The 23975-nt window shown below is 69.0% G+C and carries 19 protein-coding genes; 12 read left to right on the forward strand and 7 right to left on the reverse strand.

The window, feature by feature from the left end; all coding sequences use genetic code 11:
- The first annotated feature begins 49 nt into the window (after positions 1-49).
- Positions 50-1102, forward strand: a complete 1053-nt coding sequence (locus tag WT24_RS23545) for a PleD family two-component system response regulator (RefSeq protein WP_059795636.1) — start codon at positions 50-52, stop codon at positions 1100-1102.
- Between the two features lie 19 nt (positions 1103-1121).
- Here WT24_RS23545 and WT24_RS23550 read toward each other — a convergent pair whose 3' ends face one another.
- On the reverse strand, positions 1122-3371 hold the full coding sequence (locus tag WT24_RS23550) for a bifunctional diguanylate cyclase/phosphodiesterase (protein WP_059500802.1): 2250 nt from the start codon (positions 3369-3371) through the stop codon (positions 1122-1124).
- Between the two features lie 480 nt (positions 3372-3851).
- Between WT24_RS23550 and WT24_RS23555 the strand changes: the two genes are divergently transcribed.
- Positions 3852-4574, forward strand: coding sequence for a haloacid dehalogenase type II (locus WT24_RS23555; protein ID WP_060036013.1), 723 nt, complete (start codon positions 3852-3854; stop codon positions 4572-4574).
- A 30-nt stretch (positions 4575-4604) separates the two neighbouring features.
- On the opposite strand, the gene WT24_RS23560 is transcribed toward WT24_RS23555, so the two are convergent.
- Positions 4605-5564: a LysR family transcriptional regulator gene (locus WT24_RS23560; RefSeq protein WP_060036014.1), complete on the reverse strand. Its 960-nt coding sequence runs from the start codon at positions 5562-5564 to the stop codon at positions 4605-4607.
- Between the two features lie 158 nt (positions 5565-5722).
- Here WT24_RS23560 and WT24_RS23565 point away from each other — a divergent pair, with 158 nt between their 5' ends.
- The 3 genes from WT24_RS23565 to mmsB all read left to right on the forward strand — a co-directional run bounded on the left by WT24_RS23565 (position 5723) and on the right by mmsB (position 9597).
- Complete coding sequence (locus tag WT24_RS23565; protein ID WP_059500805.1) at positions 5723-7042, forward strand: MFS transporter; 1320 nt, start codon at positions 5723-5725, stop codon at positions 7040-7042.
- Positions 7043-7156: 114 nt separating this feature from the next.
- A complete protein-coding gene (locus WT24_RS23570; RefSeq protein ID WP_060036015.1) occupies positions 7157-8683 on the forward strand; it encodes a CoA-acylating methylmalonate-semialdehyde dehydrogenase in 1527 nt (508 codons plus the stop codon).
- A gap of 23 nt (positions 8684-8706) precedes the next feature.
- Positions 8707-9597, forward strand: a complete 891-nt coding sequence (gene mmsB / locus WT24_RS23575) for a 3-hydroxyisobutyrate dehydrogenase (protein ID WP_060036068.1) — start codon at positions 8707-8709, stop codon at positions 9595-9597.
- A gap of 118 nt (positions 9598-9715) precedes the next feature.
- Here the strand turns inward: mmsB and WT24_RS23580 are convergent, their stop codons facing one another.
- The 4 genes from WT24_RS23580 to WT24_RS23595 form a co-directional block, all read right to left on the reverse strand.
- Positions 9716-10048, reverse strand: coding sequence for a hypothetical protein (locus tag WT24_RS23580; RefSeq protein ID WP_059500807.1), 333 nt, complete (start codon positions 10046-10048; stop codon positions 9716-9718).
- Positions 10049-10184: 136 nt separating this feature from the next.
- On the reverse strand, positions 10185-12671 hold the full coding sequence (locus WT24_RS23585) for a c-type cytochrome (protein WP_257127548.1): 2487 nt from the start codon (positions 12669-12671) through the stop codon (positions 10185-10187).
- The gene (locus WT24_RS23590) at positions 12661-13164 is read right to left on the reverse strand and encodes a (2Fe-2S)-binding protein (RefSeq protein ID WP_060036016.1); all 504 of its coding nucleotides are present in this window, start codon (positions 13162-13164) and stop codon (positions 12661-12663) included. The genes WT24_RS23585 and WT24_RS23590 overlap by 11 nt, the downstream gene beginning before the upstream one ends.
- Positions 13165-13339: 175 nt before the next feature.
- A complete protein-coding gene (locus WT24_RS23595; RefSeq protein WP_060036017.1) occupies positions 13340-14497 on the reverse strand; it encodes an FAD-dependent monooxygenase in 1158 nt (385 codons plus the stop codon).
- A 298-nt stretch (positions 14498-14795) separates the two neighbouring features.
- Here WT24_RS23595 and WT24_RS23600 point away from each other — a divergent pair, with 298 nt between their 5' ends.
- From WT24_RS23600 to WT24_RS23620, 5 genes are all read left to right on the forward strand, one after another.
- Positions 14796-15548 (forward strand): Asp/Glu racemase, encoded by a 753-nt coding sequence (locus WT24_RS23600; RefSeq protein WP_006483547.1) that lies wholly within the window; start codon positions 14796-14798, stop codon positions 15546-15548.
- Between the two features lie 24 nt (positions 15549-15572).
- Positions 15573-16403 (forward strand): alpha/beta fold hydrolase, encoded by an 831-nt coding sequence (locus WT24_RS23605; RefSeq protein ID WP_060036018.1) that lies wholly within the window; start codon positions 15573-15575, stop codon positions 16401-16403.
- Between the two features lie 42 nt (positions 16404-16445).
- A complete protein-coding gene (locus tag WT24_RS23610) occupies positions 16446-17486 on the forward strand; it encodes a hypothetical protein (protein ID WP_059792076.1) in 1041 nt (346 codons plus the stop codon).
- Positions 17487-17505: 19 nt separating this feature from the next.
- A complete protein-coding gene (locus tag WT24_RS23615) occupies positions 17506-18159 on the forward strand; it encodes an isochorismatase family protein (protein WP_059792094.1) in 654 nt (217 codons plus the stop codon).
- Between the two features lie 164 nt (positions 18160-18323).
- The gene (locus WT24_RS23620; RefSeq protein ID WP_060036019.1) at positions 18324-20609 is read left to right on the forward strand and encodes a xanthine dehydrogenase family protein molybdopterin-binding subunit; all 2286 of its coding nucleotides are present in this window, start codon (positions 18324-18326) and stop codon (positions 20607-20609) included.
- Positions 20610-20627: 18 nt separating this feature from the next.
- Here WT24_RS23620 and WT24_RS23625 read toward each other — a convergent pair whose 3' ends face one another.
- On the reverse strand, positions 20628-21074 hold the full coding sequence (locus WT24_RS23625; protein WP_060036020.1) for a MarR family winged helix-turn-helix transcriptional regulator: 447 nt from the start codon (positions 21072-21074) through the stop codon (positions 20628-20630).
- Between the two features lie 535 nt (positions 21075-21609).
- On the opposite strand from WT24_RS23625, the gene WT24_RS23630 reads away from it, so the two are divergent.
- Together WT24_RS23630 and WT24_RS23635 are read left to right on the forward strand one after the other, a co-directional pair.
- On the forward strand, positions 21610-22917 hold the full coding sequence (locus WT24_RS23630) for an MFS transporter (RefSeq protein WP_059500815.1): 1308 nt from the start codon (positions 21610-21612) through the stop codon (positions 22915-22917).
- A 295-nt stretch (positions 22918-23212) separates the two neighbouring features.
- The gene (locus WT24_RS23635) at positions 23213-23974 is read left to right on the forward strand and encodes a DUF4397 domain-containing protein (RefSeq protein WP_059500816.1); all 762 of its coding nucleotides are present in this window, start codon (positions 23213-23215) and stop codon (positions 23972-23974) included.
- Position 23975: the final 1 nt, after the last annotated feature.

Here is a 23975-nt window from a genome sequence, read left to right on the forward strand (position 1 = left end):
ATGCCTGCCCCTGCAACGACCGCGACAACCGCAACGACCCGCATCGATCATGACGATTGACCTGACTCGCCCGCCGGGCGGCCCGACCGCGTCGCCCGCCGACGCGCCGGCGATGGTGTTGCTGGTCGACGACCAGACGATCGTCGCGGAGGCCGTGCGGCGCGCGCTCGTCGACGAGGAAGGCATCGACTTCCACTACTGCCCGCGCTCGGACGACGCGATGGCCACCGCGATCGAGACGCGCCCGACCGTGATCCTGCAGGATCTCGTGATGCCGGGCATCGACGGGTTGAGCCTCGTGCGGGCGTACCGTGCGAATCCGGCGACGCGCGACGTGCCGATCATCGTGCTGTCGACGCAGGAAGAGCCGGTGATCAAGAGCGCCGCGTTCGCGGCCGGCGCGAACGACTATCTGGTCAAGCTGCCCGATCGCATCGAACTCGTCGCGCGCATCCGCTACCACTCGCGCTCGTACATGAACCTGCTGCAGCGCGATGAAGCCTATCGCGCGTTGCGGCAATCGCAACAGCAACTGCTCGAGGCCAATCTCGAACTGCGGCGCCTCACGCACTCCGACGGCCTGACCGGCCTGTCGAACCGGCGCTATCTCGACGAATACCTCGCCGCCGAGTGGCGGCGCGGCGCGCGCGAACGCAGCGAGCTGTCGCTGCTGATGATCGACGTCGACAACTTCAAGCTGTACAACGATACGTACGGGCACGTGTCGGGCGACAGCGTGCTCAAGCAGATCGCATCGACGATCGAGCGCTGCCTCGGGCAGTCTGGCGATCTCGCCGCGCGTTTCGGCGGCGAGGAATTCGCGGTCGTGATGCCGGCCACGTCGCCGGGCGCCGCACGGCTGCTCGGCGAGAAGATCCGGCTCGCGGTCGAAGCGCTGCGCCTGCGGCATGCTCACTCGTCGACGGGCAACCACACCGTGACGATCAGCATCGGCGGCGCGAGCATCGTGCCCACGCCCGGCCTGCCGACGACACTCCTGATCGAGGCGGCCGATCGCGCGCTCTATCGCGCGAAGCACGAAGGCAAGAACCGGGTCGAGATCGATCCGCCGCCGGGCGCGGGCGGGTTCGGCGCGCGCTAGCGGGACACCCGGCACGCGCTTATGCGGCGCCGAGCCGGCGCGCGTAGTCGTTCGCGTCCAGCGGGCGGCTGAACAGATAGCCTTGCTGCATGTCGCAGCCGATCTGCTGCAGGAACCACGACTGCGCCTGCGTCTCGACGCCTTCGGCCGTGACCTTCATCCCGAGCGAATGGGCCATCGCGACGACCGCCTGCGTGATCGCGACCGAGTCGTGATGATCGGGCACGCCCGACACGAACGAACGGTCCACCTTCAGGTTGTGCAGCGGAAAACGCTTCAGGTACGCGAGCGACGAATAACCGGTGCCGAAATCGTCGACCGAGATCCGCACGTTCATGTCCGTGAGCGCTTCGAGCATCGGCAGCACGGTATCCGTGTCGTTCATCAGCACGCCTTCGGTGATCTCGAGTTCGAGCGCGGACGGGTCGAGCCGCGTTTGCGCGAGACAGCGGGCGACCGACTCGACGAGCCCTTCGTGAAACTGCCGCGGCGACAGGTTGACGGCCAGCATCAGGTCCGGCGCGATCGTGCGACGCCATTCGGCCGCCTGCCGGCACGCGGTTTCGAGCACCCACTGGCCGATCGCGACGATCAGCCCCGTGTCTTCCGCGACCGGAATGAATTCCGCCGGCGACATCGGCCCGAGCTCGGGGCTCGTCCAGCGCAGCAGCGCCTCGGCGCCGACCGTGCGGCCGCTGCGCGCATCGACGACGGGCTGATACGCGAGCCGCAGCATGTCCGACGCGAGCGCGCGCCGCAGCGACTGCTCGATCGCGAAGCGGCGCTGCAGCCGCAGGTTGAGCTGGGCGGTGAAGAACGTGAAGTGGTTGCGGCCGCGCTGCTTCGCGTCGTACATCGCCGAATCGGCGTTGCGCATCAGCGTCACGGCGTCGTCGCCGTCGCGCGGCGCGACGCTGATCCCGATCGATACGCCGAGCCAGTATTCGTTGTTCGCGATCGCGAACGGCTTCGCGATCGCCTCGATGACCTCGCGCGCGAGCACCGCGAGATGCTCGGGATCGTCGCAGTCGTCGACGAGGATCACGAACTCGTCGCCGCCGACGCGCGTGAGCGCGTAGCGGCCATCCGCGCAGGCCGCGAGCCGCGCCGCGACGCTGCGCAGCAGCGCGTCGCCCGCGTCGTGGCCGGCCGTGTCGTTGACCTTCTTGAAGCCGACCAGATCGATGAACAGGATCGCGACGCGCGCGGGCCCGGCCGCCGCATCGTGCACGTCGAACAGCTCGCGCATGCGGTCGCCGAGCCAGCGGCGGTTGTAGAGGCCCGTCAGCGCGTCGCGGGTCGCCAGATACCGCAACTGCTGCTGCGCTTCGCGCACCGGGCCGATGTCGTTGAACGACACGAGCACCGAGTCGGCCTGCGTCTCGCCCGGCCTCACGATCGGCACTGCGTTGCCGCGCACCCAGATGATGTCGGCGTCCGCGAGGCCGAAGCCGACCGTGTAGCCGAGCTGAGGCTTGCCCGTCTTGAGCGCGATCCGGCTCGGCCAGTCGTCCGGCGCGATCGGCGTGCCGTCTTCGTGCAGCTTGCGCAGGACCACCGTCGACAGCCGGCGCCCGACGAGCTCGCCCTTCACGCGCAGCATCCGGTTCGCGCTCGGGTTGCTCGCGACCACGACACCGTCGCGCGACACGACGAGGATTCCTTCATTCAGGCTGTTGACGACGAGCCGGTGATGTTCCTCGCTGCGTGCGAGTTGCCGCGCGATCCGGTCCTGGTGCACCGCGAGGCCGACGCTGTTGCCGATATCGCGCAACAGCGCGGTTTCCTCGTCGCTCGGGCGGCACGGCCGGTGGTGATAGATGGCGAACGCGCCGAGCACGACGCCGGCCTCGTCGAGGAACGGCACCGACCAGCACGCGCGCAAGCCCAGCGGCAACGCAATGGCGCGGTAGTCGGCCCACCGCGGATCGGTTTCGATGTCCTCGACGGCGATCATCCGGCGCTCGTACATCGCGGTGCCGCACGAGCCGGCCGCGGGCCCGATCGGCGCGCCGTCGATCGCCGCGCTGTACTGCGCGGGCAGCGACGGCGCCGCGCCGACGCGCACGTGCACGCCGTCCGTATCGAGCAGCAGGATCGTGCACGACGCGCCGTCGCCGAGCAAAGCCTCGGCACGCCGGCAAACTTCGGACAGCAGTTCCGGCAGCGGCGTGTTGCGCGTGATCAGTCTCAGCACGCTCTGCTCGGACGCGAGCACTTCCGCGGCGAGCCCGAAGCTGTAGCGAGAACTTTGCGGTTCGGTATTCAAGCTGAATCCTGCCGTCTGTCCGACCGGGTCTGATGCGCCCGATTCGTTATCGATATTTCGTACCCTGTCCCGCCTCGGGTTTACGCCGATGCACGGTGCGCCCCGTTTGCGCGCCGTGCCAGAGCGCGCCGAAATGTATTTAACACCAATCCGCAACGATCGGCACACCTCGTTCCATCAGGGGATACGCTCGGTTGCCGCGCGGCTCGCGGGCGGCGGCCGGTGCGACGACAGGTTGCTGCGCTGCACGAAGGCGCAGGCGCGCTGCCCGCCGATCCTTCCGGATGTGCTCGGCCACGCAATCGAATCTGCAGGCGCGCCCGCGGCAGCGACCCGCGCCGCGACGGAAACACCGCGCCACGCATCGCGGCCTTCCGGGCCGCGTTTTCGTATCCGTGATTCAATGTCGATCGGACCGATGTCGCGCCATCCGGCGGCACGGCGAGGTGAACCCCATCGAACGACCTTCACTGGATCACCATGACGAACCCCACCGAAATCAAGGCGCTCGTTTTCGATGTCTTCGGAACGATCGTCGACTGGAGAGGCGGTGTCGCACGCGGCGCCGCCGCATTCCTGGCGCGCCACGCGCCGACGCTCGACCCGTTCGCGTTCGCCGATGCGTGGCGCGCCGAGTATTCGCCGTCGATGGAAGAAATCCGCAGCGGACGCCGCCGCTACGTGCGGCTCGACGTGCTGCATCGCGAGAACCTCGTGCGCACGCTCGACCGCTTCGGGATCGACGACGTGCCCGATGCCGACATCGATGCGCTCAATCTCGCGTGGCATCGACTCGATCCATGGCCCGATGCCGTCGCCGGGCTGCAACGACTGAAGCAGCGCTACATCGTCGCGCCGCTGTCGAACGGCAATATCCGGCTGATGGTCGACGTCGCGAAGCACGGCGGGTTACCGTGGGATGCGATTCTCGGCGCCGAGGTGGCGCGCGCGTACAAGCCGTCGCCGGCCGTCTATACCGAAGCGGTCGAGATTCTCGGTCTCGCGCCGGCCGAGCTGTGCCTGGTGGCCGCGCACAACGGCGATCTGGCGGCCGCGCGCCGGCTCGGGCTGTCGACCGCGTTCGTGCTGCGGCCGACCGAGCACGGGCCCGGCCAGACGACCGATCTGCAAGCCGACGACGCGTGGGATTTCGACGTCAGGGATCTGAACGAGCTGGCGGATCGGCTGGGTTGCCCGGGTTGAAGGCCAGCGGCGCGGCCGGCCCGTGCACCGCTATTCCGGCTCGCCGACGAAGCGCAGCGTCCCCGACTCCCCCGACAGCAACGCGCGGTTCGCGTCCGCCGCCGCGCGCAGGTAATCCCACAGCGCGGTCACGCGCCGCAGCTTGCGCAGATCCTCGCGGCACGTCAGCCAGAAACACCGCGTGACGACCACGTCGTCCGGCAGCACGGGCGCGAGCGCCGGCTGCGCGGCCGCCATGAAACACGGCAGGATCGCGAGGCCGCCGCCCTGCAACGCAGCGAAATACTGCGCGATCACGCTGGTCGTGCGCAAGCCCGCCGTCGCGCCGGGCACCGCGCGGTCCAGGTACAGCAGCTCGTTGCTGAACGCGAGATCGTCGACGTAGCTGATGAACGCGTGCTGCGCGAGATCGTCAGTACACGCGATCGGCGCGTGGTTCGCCAGATAGTCGCGCGTCGCATAGAGCCGCAACTGGTAGTCGCACAGCTTCGTGACCACGTAAGGCCCGCGTTCGGGCCGCTCGAGCGTGATCGCGAGATCGGCCTCGCGCTTGGGCAGGTTGACGAAATGCGGCACCGGCAGCAGGTCGACCGTCACGTGCGGATGCGCGGCGCGGAACCGCGCGAGCTGCGGCGCGAGGAAAAAGCAGCCGAACCCCTCGGTCGACCCGATCCGCACGTGGCCCGACAACGCCTCGCCGGTATTCGCGATCTGGTCGCACGCGGACTGCACGGTCGTCTCCATCGCATCCGCATACGCGACGAGCCGCTGCCCTTCGGCCGTCAGCGTGAAACCGCCGGAGCGCGACTTGTCGAACAGCAGCGTGCCCATCGCGGCCTCGAGCGCGCGGATGCGCCGCGCGACGGTCGTGTAGTCGACGCCGAGCCGCTTCGCGGCGCCGCTCGCGCGCTGCGTGCGCGCGACCTCGAGGAAAAAGCGCAGGTCGTCCCAGTTCAGGTTGCCGGAAACCGGCTCGGTGGCATGTCGCATGGGCGAGGGAAAAGGCGGGCGTCTCCGGGCCGGCCGTCGACATGCATAAATGCATATCCAACCGGTTTCTTTATCGGTACATCGTGAATCTGCGCATAACTATACTCGACCGTGACCTGCGGACCACGAGCCGCGGCAACAACTACCACGGAGACACCATGCAGACCCGATCCACCCTCGACGAGCATGCGACAATCGCGACGCCGGCCCCCGGGCGCACCGCGAAGCACTACCTGCTGGCCGGCTGGGCCAGCATGGCCGGCACGACGATCGAGTGGTACGACTTCTTCCTCTACGGCACGGCCGCCGCGCTCGTGTTCAACCGCATCTTCTTCCCGTCGCTGGACCCGGTCGTCGGCACGCTCGCCGCATTCGGCACGTTCGCGGTCGGCTTCATCGGGCGGCCGATGGGCGGCATCGTGTTCGGCCACTTCGGCGACCGCATCGGCCGCAAGTCGATGCTGATGATCACGCTGCTGCTGATGGGCGTGCCGAGCATGATCATCGGGCTGATCCCGTCGTACGACAGCATCGGCTACTGGGCTGCCGCGCTGCTGATCGCGATGCGCTTCCTGCAGGGGATGGCCGTCGGCGGCGAATGGGGCGGCGCGGTGCTGATGGCCGTCGAGCACGCGCCGAAGGGCCGCAAGGGGCTGTTCGGCAGCCTGCCGCAGACGGGCGTCGGGCTCGGGTTGATCCTGTCGTCGGTGGCGATGGCCGCGGTGGCCGCGCTGCCGGAAGCCGACATGCTGTCGTGGGGCTGGCGCGTGCCGTTCCTCGCGAGCATCGCGCTCGTCGGCCTCGGCTGGTTCATCCGCGCGAAGGTGCCGGAATCGCCCGACTTCGAGAAGGTGCAACGCCAGGGCAAGGCCGAGAAATCGCCGGTGACGGCCGCGCTGCGCCGCCATCCGCGCGAAGTGCTGACGATCGTCGGCGCGCGCGCCGCCGAGAACACCTGGTTCTACATGGTCGTCACGTTCGCGCTCGCTTACGCGACGCAGCAACTGCATTTGCCCAAAGCCGAGATGCTGCATGCGATCACGGCCGGCGCGGTGCTGTCGCTCGTCACGATGCCGCTGTGCGGGCACCTGAGCGACCGCATCGGCCAGCGCCGGATGTTCGCGCTCGGCCTTGTGCTGATGTGCGCGTTCGCCGCGCCGTTCTTCATGATGCTCGGCACGCAGCAGACGTCGTACGCATGGTGGGCGATCGTGCTCGGCCTCGGCGTCGTGTTCCCGATCCTCTATGCGCCGGAATCGCTACTGTTCGCGCAGCAGTTCCCGGCGGAAATCCGCTACAGCGGCATTTCGCTGTCGGTGCAGCTGGCCGGCGTGATCGGCGGCGGCTTCGCGCCGATGATCGCGACGTCGCTGCTCAAGGCCGGCGGCGGCCAGCCGCACTATGTGATCGCGTACCTCGTCGGCTTCGGCGTGTTCGCGCTCGTCTGTACCTCGTTGATGCGGCCGGCGCGCGCATAGCACCCCGCGCGCATTCAGTCGATTTCAGTTCAACCTGTCGTCCGCCGCGGCCGCACGCGCGGCGGACGCAGGCCACCCTTTTGCCTCGCACCACCGTTTCCCGGAGAGAGTTCCATGAACGCCGCAGTTCCCCAGACCGCCCTCGCCCTGCCCACCGCCAAGCTGCTGATCGACGGCGCGTTCGTCGATTCGCAAAGCGCCGAATGGGGCGACATCGTCAACCCCGCGACGCAGGAAGTCATCGGCCGCGTGCCGTATGCGACGCTCGACGAGGTCGATGCCGCGATCGCGTCCGCGCAGCGCGCATTCCATACGTGGAAGACGACGCCGATCGGCGCGCGACTGCGCATCATGCTGAAGTTCCAGGATCTCGTGCGCCGCAATCTCGAACGGATCGCGCACACGCTGACGGCCGAACAAGGCAAGACACTGCCCGATGCGCAGGGCGACATCTTCCGCGGCCTCGAAGTGGTCGAGCACGCATGCTCGATCGGCACGCTGCAGCAAGGCGAATTCGCGGAGAACGTCGCGGGCGGCGTCGACACCTACACGCTGCGCCAACCGATCGGCGTGTGCGCGGGCATCACGCCGTTCAATTTCCCCGGGATGATCCCGCTGTGGATGTTCCCGATGGCGATCGTGTGCGGCAACACGTTCGTGCTGAAGCCGTCGGAGCAGGACCCGCTGTCGACCATGCAGCTCGTCGAACTCGCGATCGAGGCCGGCGTGCCGCAAGGCGTGCTGAACGTCGTGCACGGCGGCAAGACGGTGGTCGACCGCCTGTGCACGCACCCGGACATCAAGGCGATCTCGTTCGTCGGCTCGACGCGCGTCGGCACGCACGTGTACAACCTCGGCAGCCAGCACGGCAAGCGCGTGCAGTCGATGATGGGCGCAAAGAACCACGCGGTCGTGCTGCCCGACGCGCATCGCGAGCAGACGATCAACGCGCTCGTCGGCGCGGGCTTCGGCGCGGCCGGCCAGCGCTGCATGGCAACGTCGGTCATCGTGCTGGTCGGCAAGGCCCGCGACTGGCTGCCCGATCTCGTCGACAAGGCGAAGGCGCTGAAGGTCAACGCGGGCGCCGAAGCCGGCACCGACGTCGGCCCGGTCGTGTCGAAGGCGGCGAAAGAACGCATCCTGTCGCTGATCGACGCCGGCGTGAAGGCCGGCGCGACGCTGCTGCTCGACGGCCGCGACGTGAAGGTGCCCGGCTACGAGCAGGGCAACTTCGTCGGCCCGACGATCTTCTCGGGCGTGACGACCGACATGTCGATCTACACCGAAGAAATCTTCGGCCCGGTGATGGTGGTGCTCGAGGCCGACACGCTCGACGACGCGATCGCGCTCGTCAACGCGAATCCGATGGGCAACGGCGTGGGCCTGTTCACGCAGAGCGGCGCGGCCGCGCGCAAGTTCCAGAGTGAGATCGACGTCGGCCAGGTCGGCATCAACATTCCGATTCCGGTGCCGGTGCCCTATTTCAGCTTCACCGGCTCGCGCGGCTCGAAGCTCGGCGATCTCGGCCCGTACGGCAAGCAGGTCGTGCAGTTCTACACGCAGACCAAGACGGTCACCGCGCGCTGGTTCGACGACGACGCGACGGCAGGCGGCGTGAACACGACGATCGCGCTGCGCTGATGCAGCGCACGGGGAACCTCGACATGGACATTGCATTCATCGGACTCGGCAACATGGGCGGCCCCATGGCCGCCAACCTGCTCAAGGCCGGCCACGCGTTGACGGTGTTCGACCTCGACGCGCACGCGGTCGACGCCGCGGTGCGCGCCGGCGCGACGGCGGCCGGCTCGCCGCGCGACGCGGCTGCGCGCGGCGCCGTCGTGATCACGATGCTGCCGGCCGCGCAGCACGTGCGCGCCGTCTACCTCGGCGGCGACGGCGTGCTGGCCGGTGCGCGCGCCGGCGCGACGCTGATCGACTGCAGCACGATCGATCCCGGCACCGTGCGCGCGGTGGCCGAAGCCGCCGCGCAGCGCGACTTTCCACTCGCCGACGCACCCGTGTCGGGCGGCACCGGCGGCGCGCAGGCCGGCACGCTGACCTTCATGGTCGGCGCGGACGGTGCGCTGTTCGAGCGCATCCGCCCGGTACTGCTCGACATGGGCAAGAACGTCGTGCACTGCGGCGGCACCGGCACCGGGCAGATCGCGAAGATCTGCAACAACCTGCTGCTCGGGATCTCGATGATGGGCGTGGCGGAAGCGATGGCGCTGGGCGCCGCGCTCGGCATCGAGCCGGCCGTGCTGGCCGGCATCATCAACACGTCGACCGGCCGCTGCTGGAGTTCGGACGCGTACAACCCGTATCCGGGCGTGAGCGACACGGCGCCGGCCGCGCGCGGCTATGCGGGCGGCTTCGCGGCGAACCTGATGCTGAAGGATCTCGGGCTCGCGACCGAAGCCGCGCGCAGCGCGCATCAGCCGGTCTGGATGGGCGCGCTCGCGCAGCAGCTGTATCAGTCGATGAGTCAGCAGGGGCTCGGCACGCTCGACTTCTCCGCGTGCGTGAAGCTGTACGAGGCGCAGCCGGCCTGACCCGCCCGGCCGTCGCCGGACGTGCGCCGACCCGCGATGTGCCCGAATGGCGTCGCGGGTCGGTTTGCATGCGGGGGGAGAAGGAAAACGGGGGCGGCGTAATCATGCCGCCGCTCGGTCAACCGCGCGGGTTCGACGCCGTTTCGAAGGTCGGATGGCACTCGAACGCGAGTTCGGAACGTGCGTCGATGCGGCGGCCGCCGGTCAGCGATTCCTGCTTCATGCTCGCGCGCATCCCGCGCTGCGTGCAGTAGTTGGTGGCTTCGCTGACGGCCTTCGCGTGGGCGTCGGCCCATGTCGTCGACACGCCGACCGTGTGCGTCGTCACGGTGAACACGTTCGGGTTCGACGTCGCGGTCACGTCGGAAGCAGTCGAACACGCGGCGAGCAAGCATGCAGCAGCCGCAATGGTCAACCATCGCAAGGTTCGAAAAGAGACTGGAATGGACATGGAGGGCAAGCGCACGCCGGGCGACGTGCATTGAGCAACATAGGCGACAGTATGCCTGCTCGATCGCCGGAGATCATGCCCCTTTCGGTGAACACATTGTTTCGAATGGTTAAACGATGGCCGAATCAGGCAAGATTTACAGCCGTCGCCGGCCATCGTTTTCGTCCGGCAGGTCATTTCGCCCGGCGCGCCCGCCGGCCGGGGCGCTCACGCCGGCGCGACGGTCAATGCGCCCCGCCTGCCGGATTCTCGCGGACGCTTCCGCGAGGTTTCGCCACGCCGGCTGCCCCGGCGCATAGCGGGCGCGAATGTAGGCGGCAAGCTCGGCCATCTGGCGGTCGTCGAACGCATCGCCGAAGCCCGGCATGTAGCCGAGCCCGTCGGTGGCCGGCTGGTCGATCCCGTGGTGCAGCACGCGCAGCAGGTTGTCCGGCGTCGCCTGGCTGACGCTCGTGTTGAGCCCCATCAGCGGCCGCACGCCGAAATGCCCGACACCGCCCGATTCCGCGTGACAGACCGCGCACGCCGCGTCGAACGCGCGACGGCCGTTCTCGAGGCCGAGCGTCGCGATCGTTTCCGCGCCGCGCGCGTGGCGGCTGGCCGCGTCCGCGGCGACTGCCGCGTCGACGGGCGGCGACAGCGACGCCAGATAATGCGCGATCGCCCGCACGTCGGACTCGGGCAGCGCCGCGAGCCCCGCGACGACGGGCGCCATCGGCCCGGCCGCGACGCCGTGCTGCGCCGAGAAGCCCGTGCGCAGATAGTCGAACAGCGCGCCTTCGGTCCACGGTACGGGCGAAGCCGGCGACGCGACGAGCGGCGGCGCGACCCATCCTTCCGCCTCGCCGCCCGCCAGGTAGGCAAGCCCGCCCTTCTCCGCACCGAGCGCGTTGCGCGGCGTGTGGCAGGCGCCGCAGTGCCCCGCGCCGTCGACCAGATACTTGCCGCGATTCCACGTCGCCGAGCGCGCCGGGTCCGGCGCAAATGGCCGCGCATCGTGAAACAGCCAGTTCCAGCCGGCCACGAGACGCCGCCGGTCGAGCGGGAACGGCAGCTTCGTTTTCGGCGGCTCGTGCCTCACCGGCGGCTGCGACATCAGGTACGCATAGAGCGCGAGCAGATCGGGCTCGCTCAGCTTCGCGAACGCGGTGTACGGGAACGCCGGATACAGGTGCGAGCCGTCGCGAGAGATGCCTTCGCGCATCGCACGGGCGAACGCCGGATACGACCACGTGCCGATGCCGGTTTCCGGATCGGGCGTGAGATTCGTCGTGTAGATCGTGCCGAACGGCGTATCGAGCGCGAGGCCGCCCGCGTTGGCCGCACCGCCGGGCGCCGTGTGGCACACCGCGCAATCGCCGGCGAGCGCGACCTGGCGGCCGCGTTCGAGCGTCGCCGCGCTCCACATCGCGCCGTCCGCGCCGCCCGGCGCAACAGGCGCGATCGGCGCGGGGCCCGGCAGGATCGCGCACGCCAGCCCGATCAGCCCGCCGACCACGCCGCCCGCGCCGCCGCCGGCCAGCCAGCGGCGCCAACGCGATGCGCGGCGCGCGGCCGCCCGCGGCCGGTCGCCGACATCCGCCGGCGCCGGTTGCGCGAGCGCGGCGCGAATGTGCGCGGCGTCGAACGGCGGCGCACGAAAACGCACGCCCGTTGCGTCGTACAGTGCATTGGCGATCGCGGCCGCGGCCGGCGCAACTGCCTGCTCGATTCGCCGCGCGTCGTATGCGGACAGGTCGCCGTATGCGCGATGCGCGGCTGCATCGACTGCAACCAGCTCGTGCGCGAACGCGTCGGGCCGCGCGCCGGCATCGGTCTCGTCGTACGCGGGCCGCGCGGACAACCGTGCCCCCATCACGCGCGATATCGCGGCCTCGATCTGCCACGCCGGCAGGCCCGCCGTCGACGTGTCGCCCGGCTCGCCCGCGCCCTGCCCGGCCACGACGCGCCGCACCGAAACATCGCCCGTCGCGCAATCGACTTCGAGATCGACGACCCACGCGGACCAGTGCGAATCGTGGCCGGCATCGTCGCCGGGCGCGACTGCGCGCGCATCGACACGCTCGCCGTCGAAAGCGAAACCGCGACCGCTGACACGCGACGCCGCGTTCGCCCGGGCCGCAGCCGGCACGCCCCACGCAGCGCGTTCGCTGACCATCCGGATCGTTTCGCGCGGGCCCGCATCCCGCGCGACGTCGAGATGCTGCAACCGCAACGCGACCGGATCGCGCCGCAATGCGCCCGCGAGTTCGTCGACGAAGGATTCGCGGGCAAAGGCGTGGGCGTGACCGGGAATCGCGCCGTCGGCGTCGGCCAGCTCGATCGACGTCTGCGCGTGCCGGTACACGAATGGCGATGCGGAGCCGGGATCGGCGCGTTCCTCCGCTGCGCGAGCATCGCCCGCGCCTGCGCCGGCCGCCTGCGCACGATAGCGCCAGGCCGCCATCCGGCCGTCGGGCGCGGTCCGCGTTTCGATATCGAACGATGCATGCGTGCGCGCATCGCCGAGCGGCCACGCGTAGCGCGCGTGGTGCGGACGCGATGCGTCGGCGGCCGCTTCATCGTGCGGCGCCGGCTCCGTCACGCGCGCCGGCGCCGCGGGCAGATCCGCATCATGCTTCATCGCCGCCTCGCAGATAGCGTGCGGCGCGACGCACCGCGCGGATGATCTCCAGATGCGTGCCGCAGCGGCACAGGTTGAAGCGCAACGCATCCCGAATCGCCGCATCGTCGGGCGCCGGGTTGCGGTCGAGCAGCGCCTTCGTGCTCGTGATCATTCCGTTCAGGCAGTAACCGCATTGCGCGGCCTGCTCGTCGATGAACGCGCGCTGGATCGGATGGGGCGCGTCGCACGACCCGAGCCCTTCCAGCGTCGTGACGTCGCGCCCGTGCGCGGCGGCGGCCGGCACGACGCACGAACGCGTGGCCTGCCCGTCGACGAGCACCGTGCACGCACCGCACTGCCCGAGCCCGCAACCGTATTTCGGGCCGTTGAGCGTGCAATCGTTGCGCAGGACCAGCAGCAGCGGCGCGTCGGGCGCGGCATCGGCGAAGGTATGCGGCGTGCCGTTCACGCGAAACGCCAGCGGCCGCGACGGAGAAGCGGGATGGGACATGAATGGATCCGGAATACGGCGTGCGGGCCGGAGTCGGCCGGCGGCGGACACGGCCGCCGGCTGGCGCCTGCCGGCGCGCCTGACATATAACACGCCGAAATGCGCGCGTTGCGACGCATCGATTCCCGCGCCGGCGAAGCGGCAGCAACGCGCCGCGGGCGCCGGCGCCCGCGCGTCAGGCCGCGGCCGCCACGTTGCCGCGCGACGGCGCTTCGAGCGGCACGTCGAACACGTCGTAACCGAACACCCACGACGGATCCTCGTTGGTGCGCAGCCACGTGTTGTTGTGCGACACGAGTTGCACCTTCGACGCGCGCGCCGCACGGTTCGCCTCGTACAGCGCGAACGCGCCCGCATGGTCGCCGATGCCGACTTCGTCGAGACAGCGCGCGAGCATCGCGGCGTCCTCGATCGCCATCGCCGCGCCCTGCGCCATGTGCGGCTTCATCGGATGGCACGCGTCGCCGAGCAACACGAGACGGCCGCGGCTCCACAGCGGCAGCGGATCGCGTTCGAGCAGCGGCCATTTGGTGATCGACGGCGATACGTCGATCAGGTGCTGGATGTCGGCATGGAAACCGGCGAACGCCTCGCGCATCTCGTCGCGGCTGCTGTCGACCATCGACACGCCTTCCGGCCACTCGGCCTGCGGCACCCCCGTCACGTAGTAGTACTCGTCGCGCTTCTCGGTCACGTAATAGACCATCATGTGACGATCCTCCGACCACCACTTCACGCACATGTCGTACGGCTTGTTGCCGAGCAGCGAGGCGGGGAACACCGCGCGGTGCGCGACGTAACCGGTGTAGCGCGGCGGTTCCGCACCGAGCAGATGCTCGCGGAGCCGCGAATTCACGCCGTCCGCGCCGATCGCGATGTCGGCCGTCTCGACGCTGCCATCGGCAAACGTGAGGCGCACCTCGTTGCCGGTATCCTCCACCGCCGCGAGCCGCTTGCCGAAGCGAATCGTGCCGGGCGTCACCGCCTGCGTCATCAGCGCGTGGAAATCGCCGCGATGCACGGTCAGGTAGCTCGCGCCGTAGGTCTTGCGCGCGTAGTCGCCGAGCAGAATCCGCGACAGCACGTCGGCCGTCTGCCAATCGCGGCTGTACCAGCAATCCGGATGCGAACCCATCGTTTCCAGCGCGCCCTCGCAGCCGATGCGCCGCATGATCTTCATCACGTTCGGACCGAGATGGATGCCCGCGCCGAGACGCGAGAACGCGGGCGCCTGCTCGTACAGCGCGACGTCGTAACCGCCGCGCTGCAGCAGCGCCGCAGCGGCCGTGCCGCCGAGGCCGGCGCCGATGATTGCGATACGGGGTTTGCTCATGCGGATCTCCTGATCGTGGGCCCGTTGCCGAACGCGGCGCGAGGACGGGCGGATTGAATGGCGTTCATGTAGCGTACACACTCAATTTATTCAGGACAAGCGGATTGTCGATCGACGCCTCGGCATTCGGGAAAACACCAATAAATCGTCGAAAATACGCGTACACAAACAATCCATCCATGCCGGACGTCATTTTGATCCATTGCCATTTTCAAATGTACACACTAGACTTTGCCCAACATCCGGCGATCCCGCGCCAGCGTGCCGCCCCACCCTTACCGACACGGAGCCTCCCGTCATGAGCAAGACCTACCGCATCGGCCAGATCGTGCCGAGTTCCAACACGACGATGGAAACCGAGATCCCCGCGATGCTGCGGCTGCGCGAAGCAATCCGTCCCGAGCGGTTCACGTATCACTCGAGCCGGATGCGGATGAAGAAGGTCGTCAAGGAAGAGCTCGCGGCAATGGATGCCGAATCCGACCGCTGCGCGGTGGAACTGAGCGATGCGCGCGTCGACGTGCTCGGCTACGCGTGCCTCGTCGCGATCATGGCGATGGGGCACGGCTACCACCGCGTATCGCAGGCGCGCCTCACGAAGCACACGGCCGACAACGGCGCGCAGGCGCCGGTGCTGACGAGTGCGGGTGCGCTCGTCGATGCGCTGAAGGTGATCGGCGCGAAGCGGATCGTCGTCGTCGCGCCGTACATGCTGCCGCTCACCGAGCTGGTGGTCGACTACATCCGCAACGAAGGCTTCGACGTGCTCGCCTACCGCGCGCTGGAAATCCCCGACAACCTCGACGTCGGCCGCCACGATCCGGCGCGCCTGCCCGACATCGTGAAAACGCTGCCGTACCAGGATGCCGATGCGATCGTGCTGTCCGCGTGCGTGCAGATGCCGTCGCTGCCGGCCGTCGCGAAGGTCGAGGCGATGACGGGCAAGCCGGTGATTACCGCCGCGATCGCGACCACCTACGCGATGCTGCGCGAACTCGATCTCGAGCCGGTCGTGCCCGGCGCCGGCGCGCTGCTGTCGGGCGCGTACTGAGTGCCACCACTTCGGAGACTCCCCATGCCCTCGACTTTCCTGTACGGCGCGAACGTCCGCGCCAACGGCATCCGCCAGCACTACCTGCGCTACGGCGGCGCGACCGGCGCACGCGCATCGCGCCCGGCAATCGTGCTGATTCCAGGCATCACGAGCCCCGCGATCACCTGGGGCTTCGTCGGCGAGACCTTCGGCGCAGCATTCGACACCTACGTGCTCGACGTGCGCGGCCGCGGGCTGTCCGAAGCATCGCCGGCGCTCGACTACAGCCTCGATGCGCAGGCGGACGACGTCGCGACGTTCGTCGCCGCGCTCGACTTGCCGCGCACGAGCCTCGTCGGCCATTCGATGGGCGCGCGGATCGCCGCGCGCGCAGCCCGGCGCGGCATCCGCGGGCTCGCGTCGGTCGTGCTCGTCGACCCACCCGTGTCGGGCCCGAACCGCCGCGACTATCCGGGCAAACTGCCGTGGTACATCGACTCGATGGCGCTCGCGCGCGCCGGCACGGACGCCGAAGGCATGCGCGCGTTCTGCCCGACCTGGACCGACGCCGAACTGCGGTTGCGCGCCGAATGGCTGCATACCTGCGACGAGCGCGCGGTGCGCACGTCGTACGAAGGCTTCCACACCGACGATTTCCACGCGGATGCCGCGCAACTGGCCGTGCCGTCGCTGCTGATCACGGCCGAGCGCGGCGATGTGGTGCGCGACGACGATGTCGCCGAACTGCAGCGCGCGACGCCGTCGATGCGGCACGTGCGCGTGCCCGATGCCGGCCACATGATCCCGTGGGACAACGCGGCGGGCTTCTACGCGGCGTTCGGCGATTTCCTCGGCGCACCGCTCGCGGCCTGAGCGCGCGGCGCCCGCCTCTTTCCTTCTTTACCGGAGCCGACGATGCCAGTCAGCGACACCCAATTGATCGACGCGTGGAAGCAGGTCCTCACGCTGTCGCGCCTCGAACCGGGCCAGACCGTCACGATCCTGACGAGCGCGGCCACCCATCCCCAGACGCTGTCGTGCGCGCTGATCGCGACGCAATCGCTGGGCGCGATCGTCAACCGGCTCGACCTGCCGCCCGTCAACGGCGACAAGGCGTTCAGCCGGGATCCGCTCGCCTACCTCGGCACGACGCCGCTGACCGGCAACAAGGCCGCGATCGCCGCGCTGCGCGAGAGCGATCTCGTGCTCGACCTGATGACGCTGCTGTTCTCGCCGGAGCAACACGACATCCTGAAATCGGGCACGAAGATCCTGCTCGCGGTCGAGCCGCCCGAAGTGCTCGTGCGGATGGTGCCGACCCTGGCCGACCGCACGCGCGTGCTCGCCGCATCGAAGAAGATCGCGGCCGCGCGCGAGATGCGCGTGAGCTCGGCGGCCGGCACCGCGCTCGTATGCCCGCTCGGCGAGTTTCCGCCGACCGCCGAGTACGGCTTCGTCGACGCACCGGGCCGCTGGGACCACTGGCCGAGCGGCTTCGCGCTGACTTACCCGAACGATCGCACCGCACGCGGCACGATCGTGATCGATCGCGGCGACATCCTGCTGCCGCAGAAGCACTACGTGCGCGAGCCGATCGCGCTGACCGTCGAAGGCGGCTACGCGACGCGCATCGAAGGCGGCGTCGACGCCGACCTGCTGCGCGACTACATGGAAACGTTCGCCGACCCCGAAGGCTATGCGATCTCGCATATCGGCTGGGGGCTGCAGCCGCGCGCACGCTGGTCGACGCTCGGGCTGTACGACCGCGAGGCGACGATCGGGATGGATGCGCGCGCGTTCGAGGGCAACTTCCTGTTCTCGCTCGGCCCGAACAACGAAGGCGGCGGCAACCGCACGACCACCTGCCATATCGACATCCCGCTGCGCCGCTGCACGGTCGAACTCGACGGCGAGACCGTCGTGCGCGACGGCCGCGTGACCGATCAACCCGCCTGACCGACGAGTGCCCGACACCATGAACGATCTTTCCCGTCACGCCGAAGCGAACGTGTATCGCCAGCAGGGCTTCGGCACGCCGCTGCCGCCGCACGGCAACCTCGGCCTGCTGATCGTCGACTTCGTGGTCGGCTTCGCCGATCCGGCGACGTTCGGCGGCGGCAACATCGCGCCGGCGATCGCGCGCACGACGCGTGCGCTCGCGCTGGCGCGCGAACGCGGCTGGCCGGTCGCGCACAGCCGCATCGTCTACGCGGACGACGGCAGCGACGACAACGTGTTCTCGCTGAAAGTGCCCGGCATGGCGACGCTGACCGAGCATCATCCGAACAGCGCGATCGTGCCCGAACTCACGCCCGCGCCAGGCGAACTCGTCGTGCGCAAGACCGTGCCGTCCGCGTTCTTCGGCACGCAGCTCGCGCCGTGGCTCGCGCAGCGCGCGGTGCAGACGCTGCTCGTCGCAGGGGCCGTGACGAGCGGCTGCGTGCGCGCGAGCGTCGTCGATGCGATGTCGCACGGGTTCCGCCCGCTCGTGCTCGCCGATTGCGTCGGCGATCGCGCGATCGCGCCGCACGACGCGAACCTGTTCGACATGCAGCAGAAATATGCGGCCGTGATGCCGCTCGACGATGCGATCGCGGCGATCGACGCCGTCCAGGCCCGCGCGCGCTGAGTCGCGACGGATCGCGGGCGGCACGCGTGCGAGTGCATCGTGTGCCGCCCGCGATTGACGCTGCGCTTTTGGCGACCTAGATTGACTCGACGCGCGCCGCCGCCCGAACGCTTCGCACCCCCATCGCCCGCCGGCCGCGCCACCCCTCGACAGGACCTCTCCCCGTGAACCGCTCCGAACTGCTCGCGCGCACCGGCTGCCTGACCGTGATCCGGCCGCCCGCGCCGCCCGTGAAGCCGGCGCCCGGTCAGCCGGGCAGCCTGTCGTCCTACGTGCCGGCGCTGCCCGAAATCTTCGTCGCGATTCTCGATGACGGCCGCATCCTCGCGTTCAACGGGCACGTCGATCTCGGCACCGGCATCCGCACGTCGCTCGCGCAGATCGTCGCCGAGGAACTCGACGTGCCGGCCGCGCGCGTGACGATGGTGCTCGGCGACACGGCCGCGACACCGAACCAGGGTCCGACCATCGCGAGCGCGACGATCCAGATTTCCGCGACGCCGCTGCGCTGCGCGGCCGCGCAGGCTCGTCACGCGTTGCTGGCGCTCGCGGCCGAGCGGTTCGGTGTCGACGCGGCACGGCTGGACATCGACGATGGAACGATTTCAGCCGATGGGCAGGCGATGACGTTCGCCGCGCTCGTCGCCGGGCAGCGGATCGCGCTGACGCTCGACCCGAACACCCGCACGAAGGACCCGGCTCGATACCGGATCGTCGGCCGCTCGTCGCCGCGCGTCGACCTGCCCGCGAAAGCGACCGGCCAACTCACGTTCGTACACGACATGCGCGTGCCGGGCATGCTGCACGGCCGCGTCGTGCGGCCGCCGTACGCGGGCCACGACAGCGGCCCGTTCGTCGGCACGTCGCTCGTGGACGTCGATCGCGCGTCGGTGGCCGATGTGCCGGGGCTCGTGGCCGTCGTCGCGATCGGCGATTTCGTCGGCGTGGTGGCCGAGCGCGAGGAGCAGGCGATCCGCGCCGCGCGCCAGTTGCGCGTGACGTGGCGGCCGCTTCCCGCGCTGCCGCCGCTCGACGAGCCGGCCGCCGCGATCGCCGCCGCGCCGGCCGGACGCCGCGTGCTGCTCGACGAAGGCGACGTCGACGCCGCGCGAACGGAACCGGACACGCTCACGCTGTCGCGCACCTACGCGTGGCCGTTCCAGATGCACGGCTCGATCGGCCCGTCGTGCGCGCTCGCCGACTACCGCGCACCTGGCGACGGGCGAATCACCGTGTGGTCCGGCACGCAGAACCCCGTATCGCTGCGCTACGACCTCGCGACGCTCGTCGCGCGCGACGAAGCCGATGTCGACGTGGTCCGGATGGAAGCGGCCGGCTGCTACGGCCGCAACGGCGCGGACGACGTGTGCGGCGACGCGCTGCTGCTGTCGCGCGCGGTCGGCCGCCCGGTGCGCGTGCAGTTGTCGCGCGCGGACGAGCATCTGTGGGAACCGAAAGGCGCGGGCCAGTCGATGCAGGTGACGGGCACCGTCACGCGCGACGGCCGCCTGCTCGGCTACGACTTCACGACGCGCTACCCGTCGAACGACGCGCCGCTGCTCGCGGCGCTGCTGACCGGCGCGATCGCGCCCGAGCCGCGCGTGTTCGAGATGGGCGACCGCACGGCCGTGTCGCCGTATGCGAGCCCGCATCGCCGCTTCGTCTGCGAGGATCTCGCGCCGCTCGTGCGCGCAGCGTGGCTGCGCGGCGTGTCGGCGTTGCCGAACTCGTTCGCGCACGATGCATTCGTCGACGAATGCGCGGCGCTGACCGGCGTCGATCCGCTCGCGTTCCGGCTGCGCCATCTGCAGGACGCGCGCGCGACCGAGCTGCTGCAGGCGGTGGCCGATCGCGCGGGATGGACCACGCGCGCGCCGCGCGCGCCGACCGAACGCGACGAATCGCGGCTCGTGCGCGGCCGCGGGATCGCGTATGCGCGCTACGTGCACAGCCGCTTCCCCGGCTTCGGCGCGGCGTGGTCGGCCTGGGTCGTCGACCTGAGCGTCGATCGCGTGTCGGGCGAGATCCGTATCGAACGAGTGACGGTCGGTCAGGACACGGGCACGATGATCAACCCGGACGGCGTGCGCCACCAGATCCATGGCAACGTGATCCAGGTATTGAGCCGCACGCTGAAGGAGCGCGTGCGGTTCGCCGACGGCAAGGTCGCGTCGCGCGAATGGGCGAGCTACCCGATCCTGACGTTCGCGGAAGTGCCGGACGTCGATGTCGTGCTGATGCCGAGGCAAGGCGAACCGCCGCTCGGTGCCGGCGAATCGGCATCGGTGCCGGGCCCGGCCGCGATCGCGAACGCGCTGTTCGATGCCACCGGCGTACGCTTCTACGCGCCGCCGTTCACGCCCGAAACAGTGCGCGCCGCGCTGCGCGAGGCCGGCCGGCTGATGAACGCCGACGCGGCCCGCGCATCGGCCACGGCGGGCGCGACGTAGGGCAGCCTGCGCCGCGCATCACGCGTCGCCGTCTTCTTCCATCATCTTGCGCAGCAGGAACTGCAGCGCGACCCGTTCGCCGGGATTGAGCGCGCCATACGTGCGCTCCGTCACCTGCCGCGCGAACGGCACCGTGCGATCGATCAGCGCGAGGCCGGCCGCGGTCGTGCGCACGATCAGCTTGCGACCGTCGTTCGGGTCGGGCGACACCTCGACCAGCGCGCGTGTCTTCAGGCGCTCGACGACGCCGCGAATCGTCGCCTGATCGATCGCGGTCGCCTTGACGATGTCGTTCAGCGAGCACGCCTGCCGTTCCTTGACCGCGCACAGCGTCACGAACTGCGCGGCCGTGAGATCCGAATCGGGGATCGCTTCCTGGAAAATCGAAACGTGCCGCTGATACGCGCGGCGCAGCAGATGCCCGACCTGATCGTGAAAATCGTACGAATCCTTGGAAGACGCCATGAGAGTGCGGGCCCGCGCCCGCATGCAAATGAAAGACAAGCAGTGTACACCCTCAAATCCGCACAACCGGCGCAGAACGATCGCGTCATTGCGGTGCATCGCGATTCGCGGCATCGCATGCAGATTGCGCGTGACGGTCGCCCGAGCGCAGCGGTCGCCCGCTCGTCGCATCGGCGCGCCGGGCCGGCCGCGCACCGTCGCGGCGGCTGCCGCAGAACCCTTCGCGCACTGCTGCCGGCTTTCGTGCACACACTTCAATTTTGAGTGCATACGCACGAATTTCGTGCATGCCGGCACGCGTGCCGCAGCGTTTTCAGCGCACGCTTCATATCGTCCATAACCCCTTTTAAAACATAGATTTTCCCGGTCTGACGCTGACATTCCGATGGCCGGATTCATGCCTGTGCGATTCGGTATTTTCTAGTGTGTACGCTATGTATTTGACGTGATATACAGACTCCAGTGCGCAGCGGAACGTCCGCTCGCGTCGATCGAGCCACCCATTCATCCGTCACATTCGAACAGGGGCAGTCCCATGTCTACCGCACACCCGAGCGCCGCCGTTTCCGCCGACGACGCGCTGCACGGCCCTCTCTATCGCAAGGTCACGCTGCGCCTCATCACCCTCTTCTGCCTGTGTTACTTCGCGGCCTATCTCGACCGCATCAACATCGGGCTCGCAAAGCTCCAGATGCTCGATGCACTGAAGTTCAGCGACACCGTGTACGGCCTCGGCGCCGGCCTGTTCTTCGCCGGCTACATCCTGTTCGAAGTCCCAAGCAATCTGGTGCTGCAACGCGTCGGCGCGAAGCTGTGGATCGCGCGGATCATGATCACGTGGGGCCTGTTGTCCGGCGCGACGATGTTCGTGCACACGCCGATGCAGTTCTACGTCGTGCGCTTCCTGCTCGGCGCCGCCGAAGCCGGTTTCCTGCCGGGCGTGCTGCTGTACCTGACGCAGTGGTATCCCGATGCGCGTCGTGCACGGATCGTCGCGCTGTTCATGGTCGGCTTGCCGCTGTCGAGCATGATCGGCAGCCCGATCTCCGGCTGGATCATGCGTGCGTTCGACGGCGTGCACGGGCTCGGCGGCTGGCAGTGGCTGTTCCTGCTCGAAGCGCTGCCGTCGGTGCTGCTCGGCTTCGCGGTACTGCGCTGGTTGCCCAACGACATCGAATCCGCGCAATGGCTGAACGCCGACGAGAAGCGGGTGCTGCGCGCGAATCTCGACGCCGATCCGGCCGGCAACAAGAGCCACGCGCTCGGCAAGGCCTTCTCCGATCCGAAGGTATGGGCGCTCGGCCTGATCGACCTGTGCGTGCTGCTCGGTCTGTATGCGGTGAGCTTCTGGCTGCCGACGATCCTGCGCGACACCGGCGTGAAGGACGCGTATCACATCGGCTGGCTGATGGTGATCCCGAACGCCGCCGCCGTGCTCGCCACGCTGTACTGCGGCGCCAGCTCCGATCGCGCGCGCGAACGCCGCTGGCATATCGTCGTCCCGTTCATGGTATCGGCCGTCGCACTGGCGATCGCGGCTTCGTCGTCGCACGGCACGCTCGGCACGGTGCTGCTGTTCTCGCTGATCAACGCCGGCGCGGCCGCCGCGATGCCGGTCGTGTGGGCGCTGCCGTCGACTTTCCTGAAGGGCTCGGCCGCCGCCGGCGGCATCGCGTTCGCATGCTCGATCGCGAACCTCGGCGGATTCGGCAGCACCTATTTCATCGGCTGGCTGCGCGACACGTTCCACTCGCAAAGCGCGGGGCTGGTCGGTTTCGCCGCGTGCATGCTGGTCGGCTGCGCACTCGCGCTCGCCTATCCGGCCCGGCTCGTGAACCGCTGACGCTTCGCGCCGCACGCGCAACACTGCCTTTTTACAACCGCGCCGATCGCGCGGTCTGCCCCCTACGTCCCCCGCGTCATCCCGCGCACGCCGCCCCGCCGGTGCGTGCGCGCTTCCCGCCGCCACGCCGCCGCCGTTCGCCGATTTTCGCACCGCGCAGGCACGTCGATTGCGCCATCCCCGCGCCCGCCCTCCGGCGGACAGCCATCTTCCTTCCAACCGGCGCTGCGACCCGCGCGGCTTTTTGCGCGGCGGTCCCGCATCGCAATGCAGGTTTCCTGAACGAGAGGACGACATGAAATCAATACGAACGATAGTGGCCCTGTGCTCGGTCATTTCCGTGCTCGCAGCATGCGGCGGCGGCGACGACGCCGGGACCGTACTCGGCATCTCGAAGCCGCAGGCGCGCTTCATCAACGCGGTGCCGGCCGGCCCGAACCTCGACTACTACCTGAATGCGAAGATCGACCAGTCTGGCGTCGCATACAAGGGCGTGACGCGCTATCACGACATCGATTCGGGCACGCAGAACGCCAGCTACGACGTGTCCGGCACGACCACGACCGTTGCATCTCAATCGTTCAGCGCGGCGAACGGTCACCACTACACGACGATCGCATTGCCGAGCACGACGTCGCTGATCTCCGTCATCGACGATCCGTACGACAAGGGCCTGCTGTCGGACAAGGCGCGCGTGCGCAGCTTCAACGCATCGCCGAATGCGCAGAACGTGGACGTCTACGTCGTGGCGCCGGGCACCGACATCACGACCGTCAGCCCGACGATGGCGGGCGCAGCCTACCAGAATGCCGTGCCGGCAACGACGCAGGATTCGGTCTACCTGAACGGCGGCACCTACCAGGTGGTCGTCACGACGGCCGGCAGCAAGTCGCCGATCCTGAAGACCGCGCCGGTCAGCATCGGCAACAACGCCGACTGGCTGCTCCTGACGATTCCGTCGGGTGGGGTCGGCGACGTGACGCCGAACGACATTCACGTACTCGTCGCGCAGGGCAACGACGCCGATACGTCCGCGCAGGAGCTGGGGCCGCAGTAAG

The sequence above is a fragment of the Burkholderia sp. MSMB1078WGS genome, from assembly GCF_001528895.1.
GTDB lineage: Bacteria > Pseudomonadota > Gammaproteobacteria > Burkholderiales > Burkholderiaceae > Burkholderia.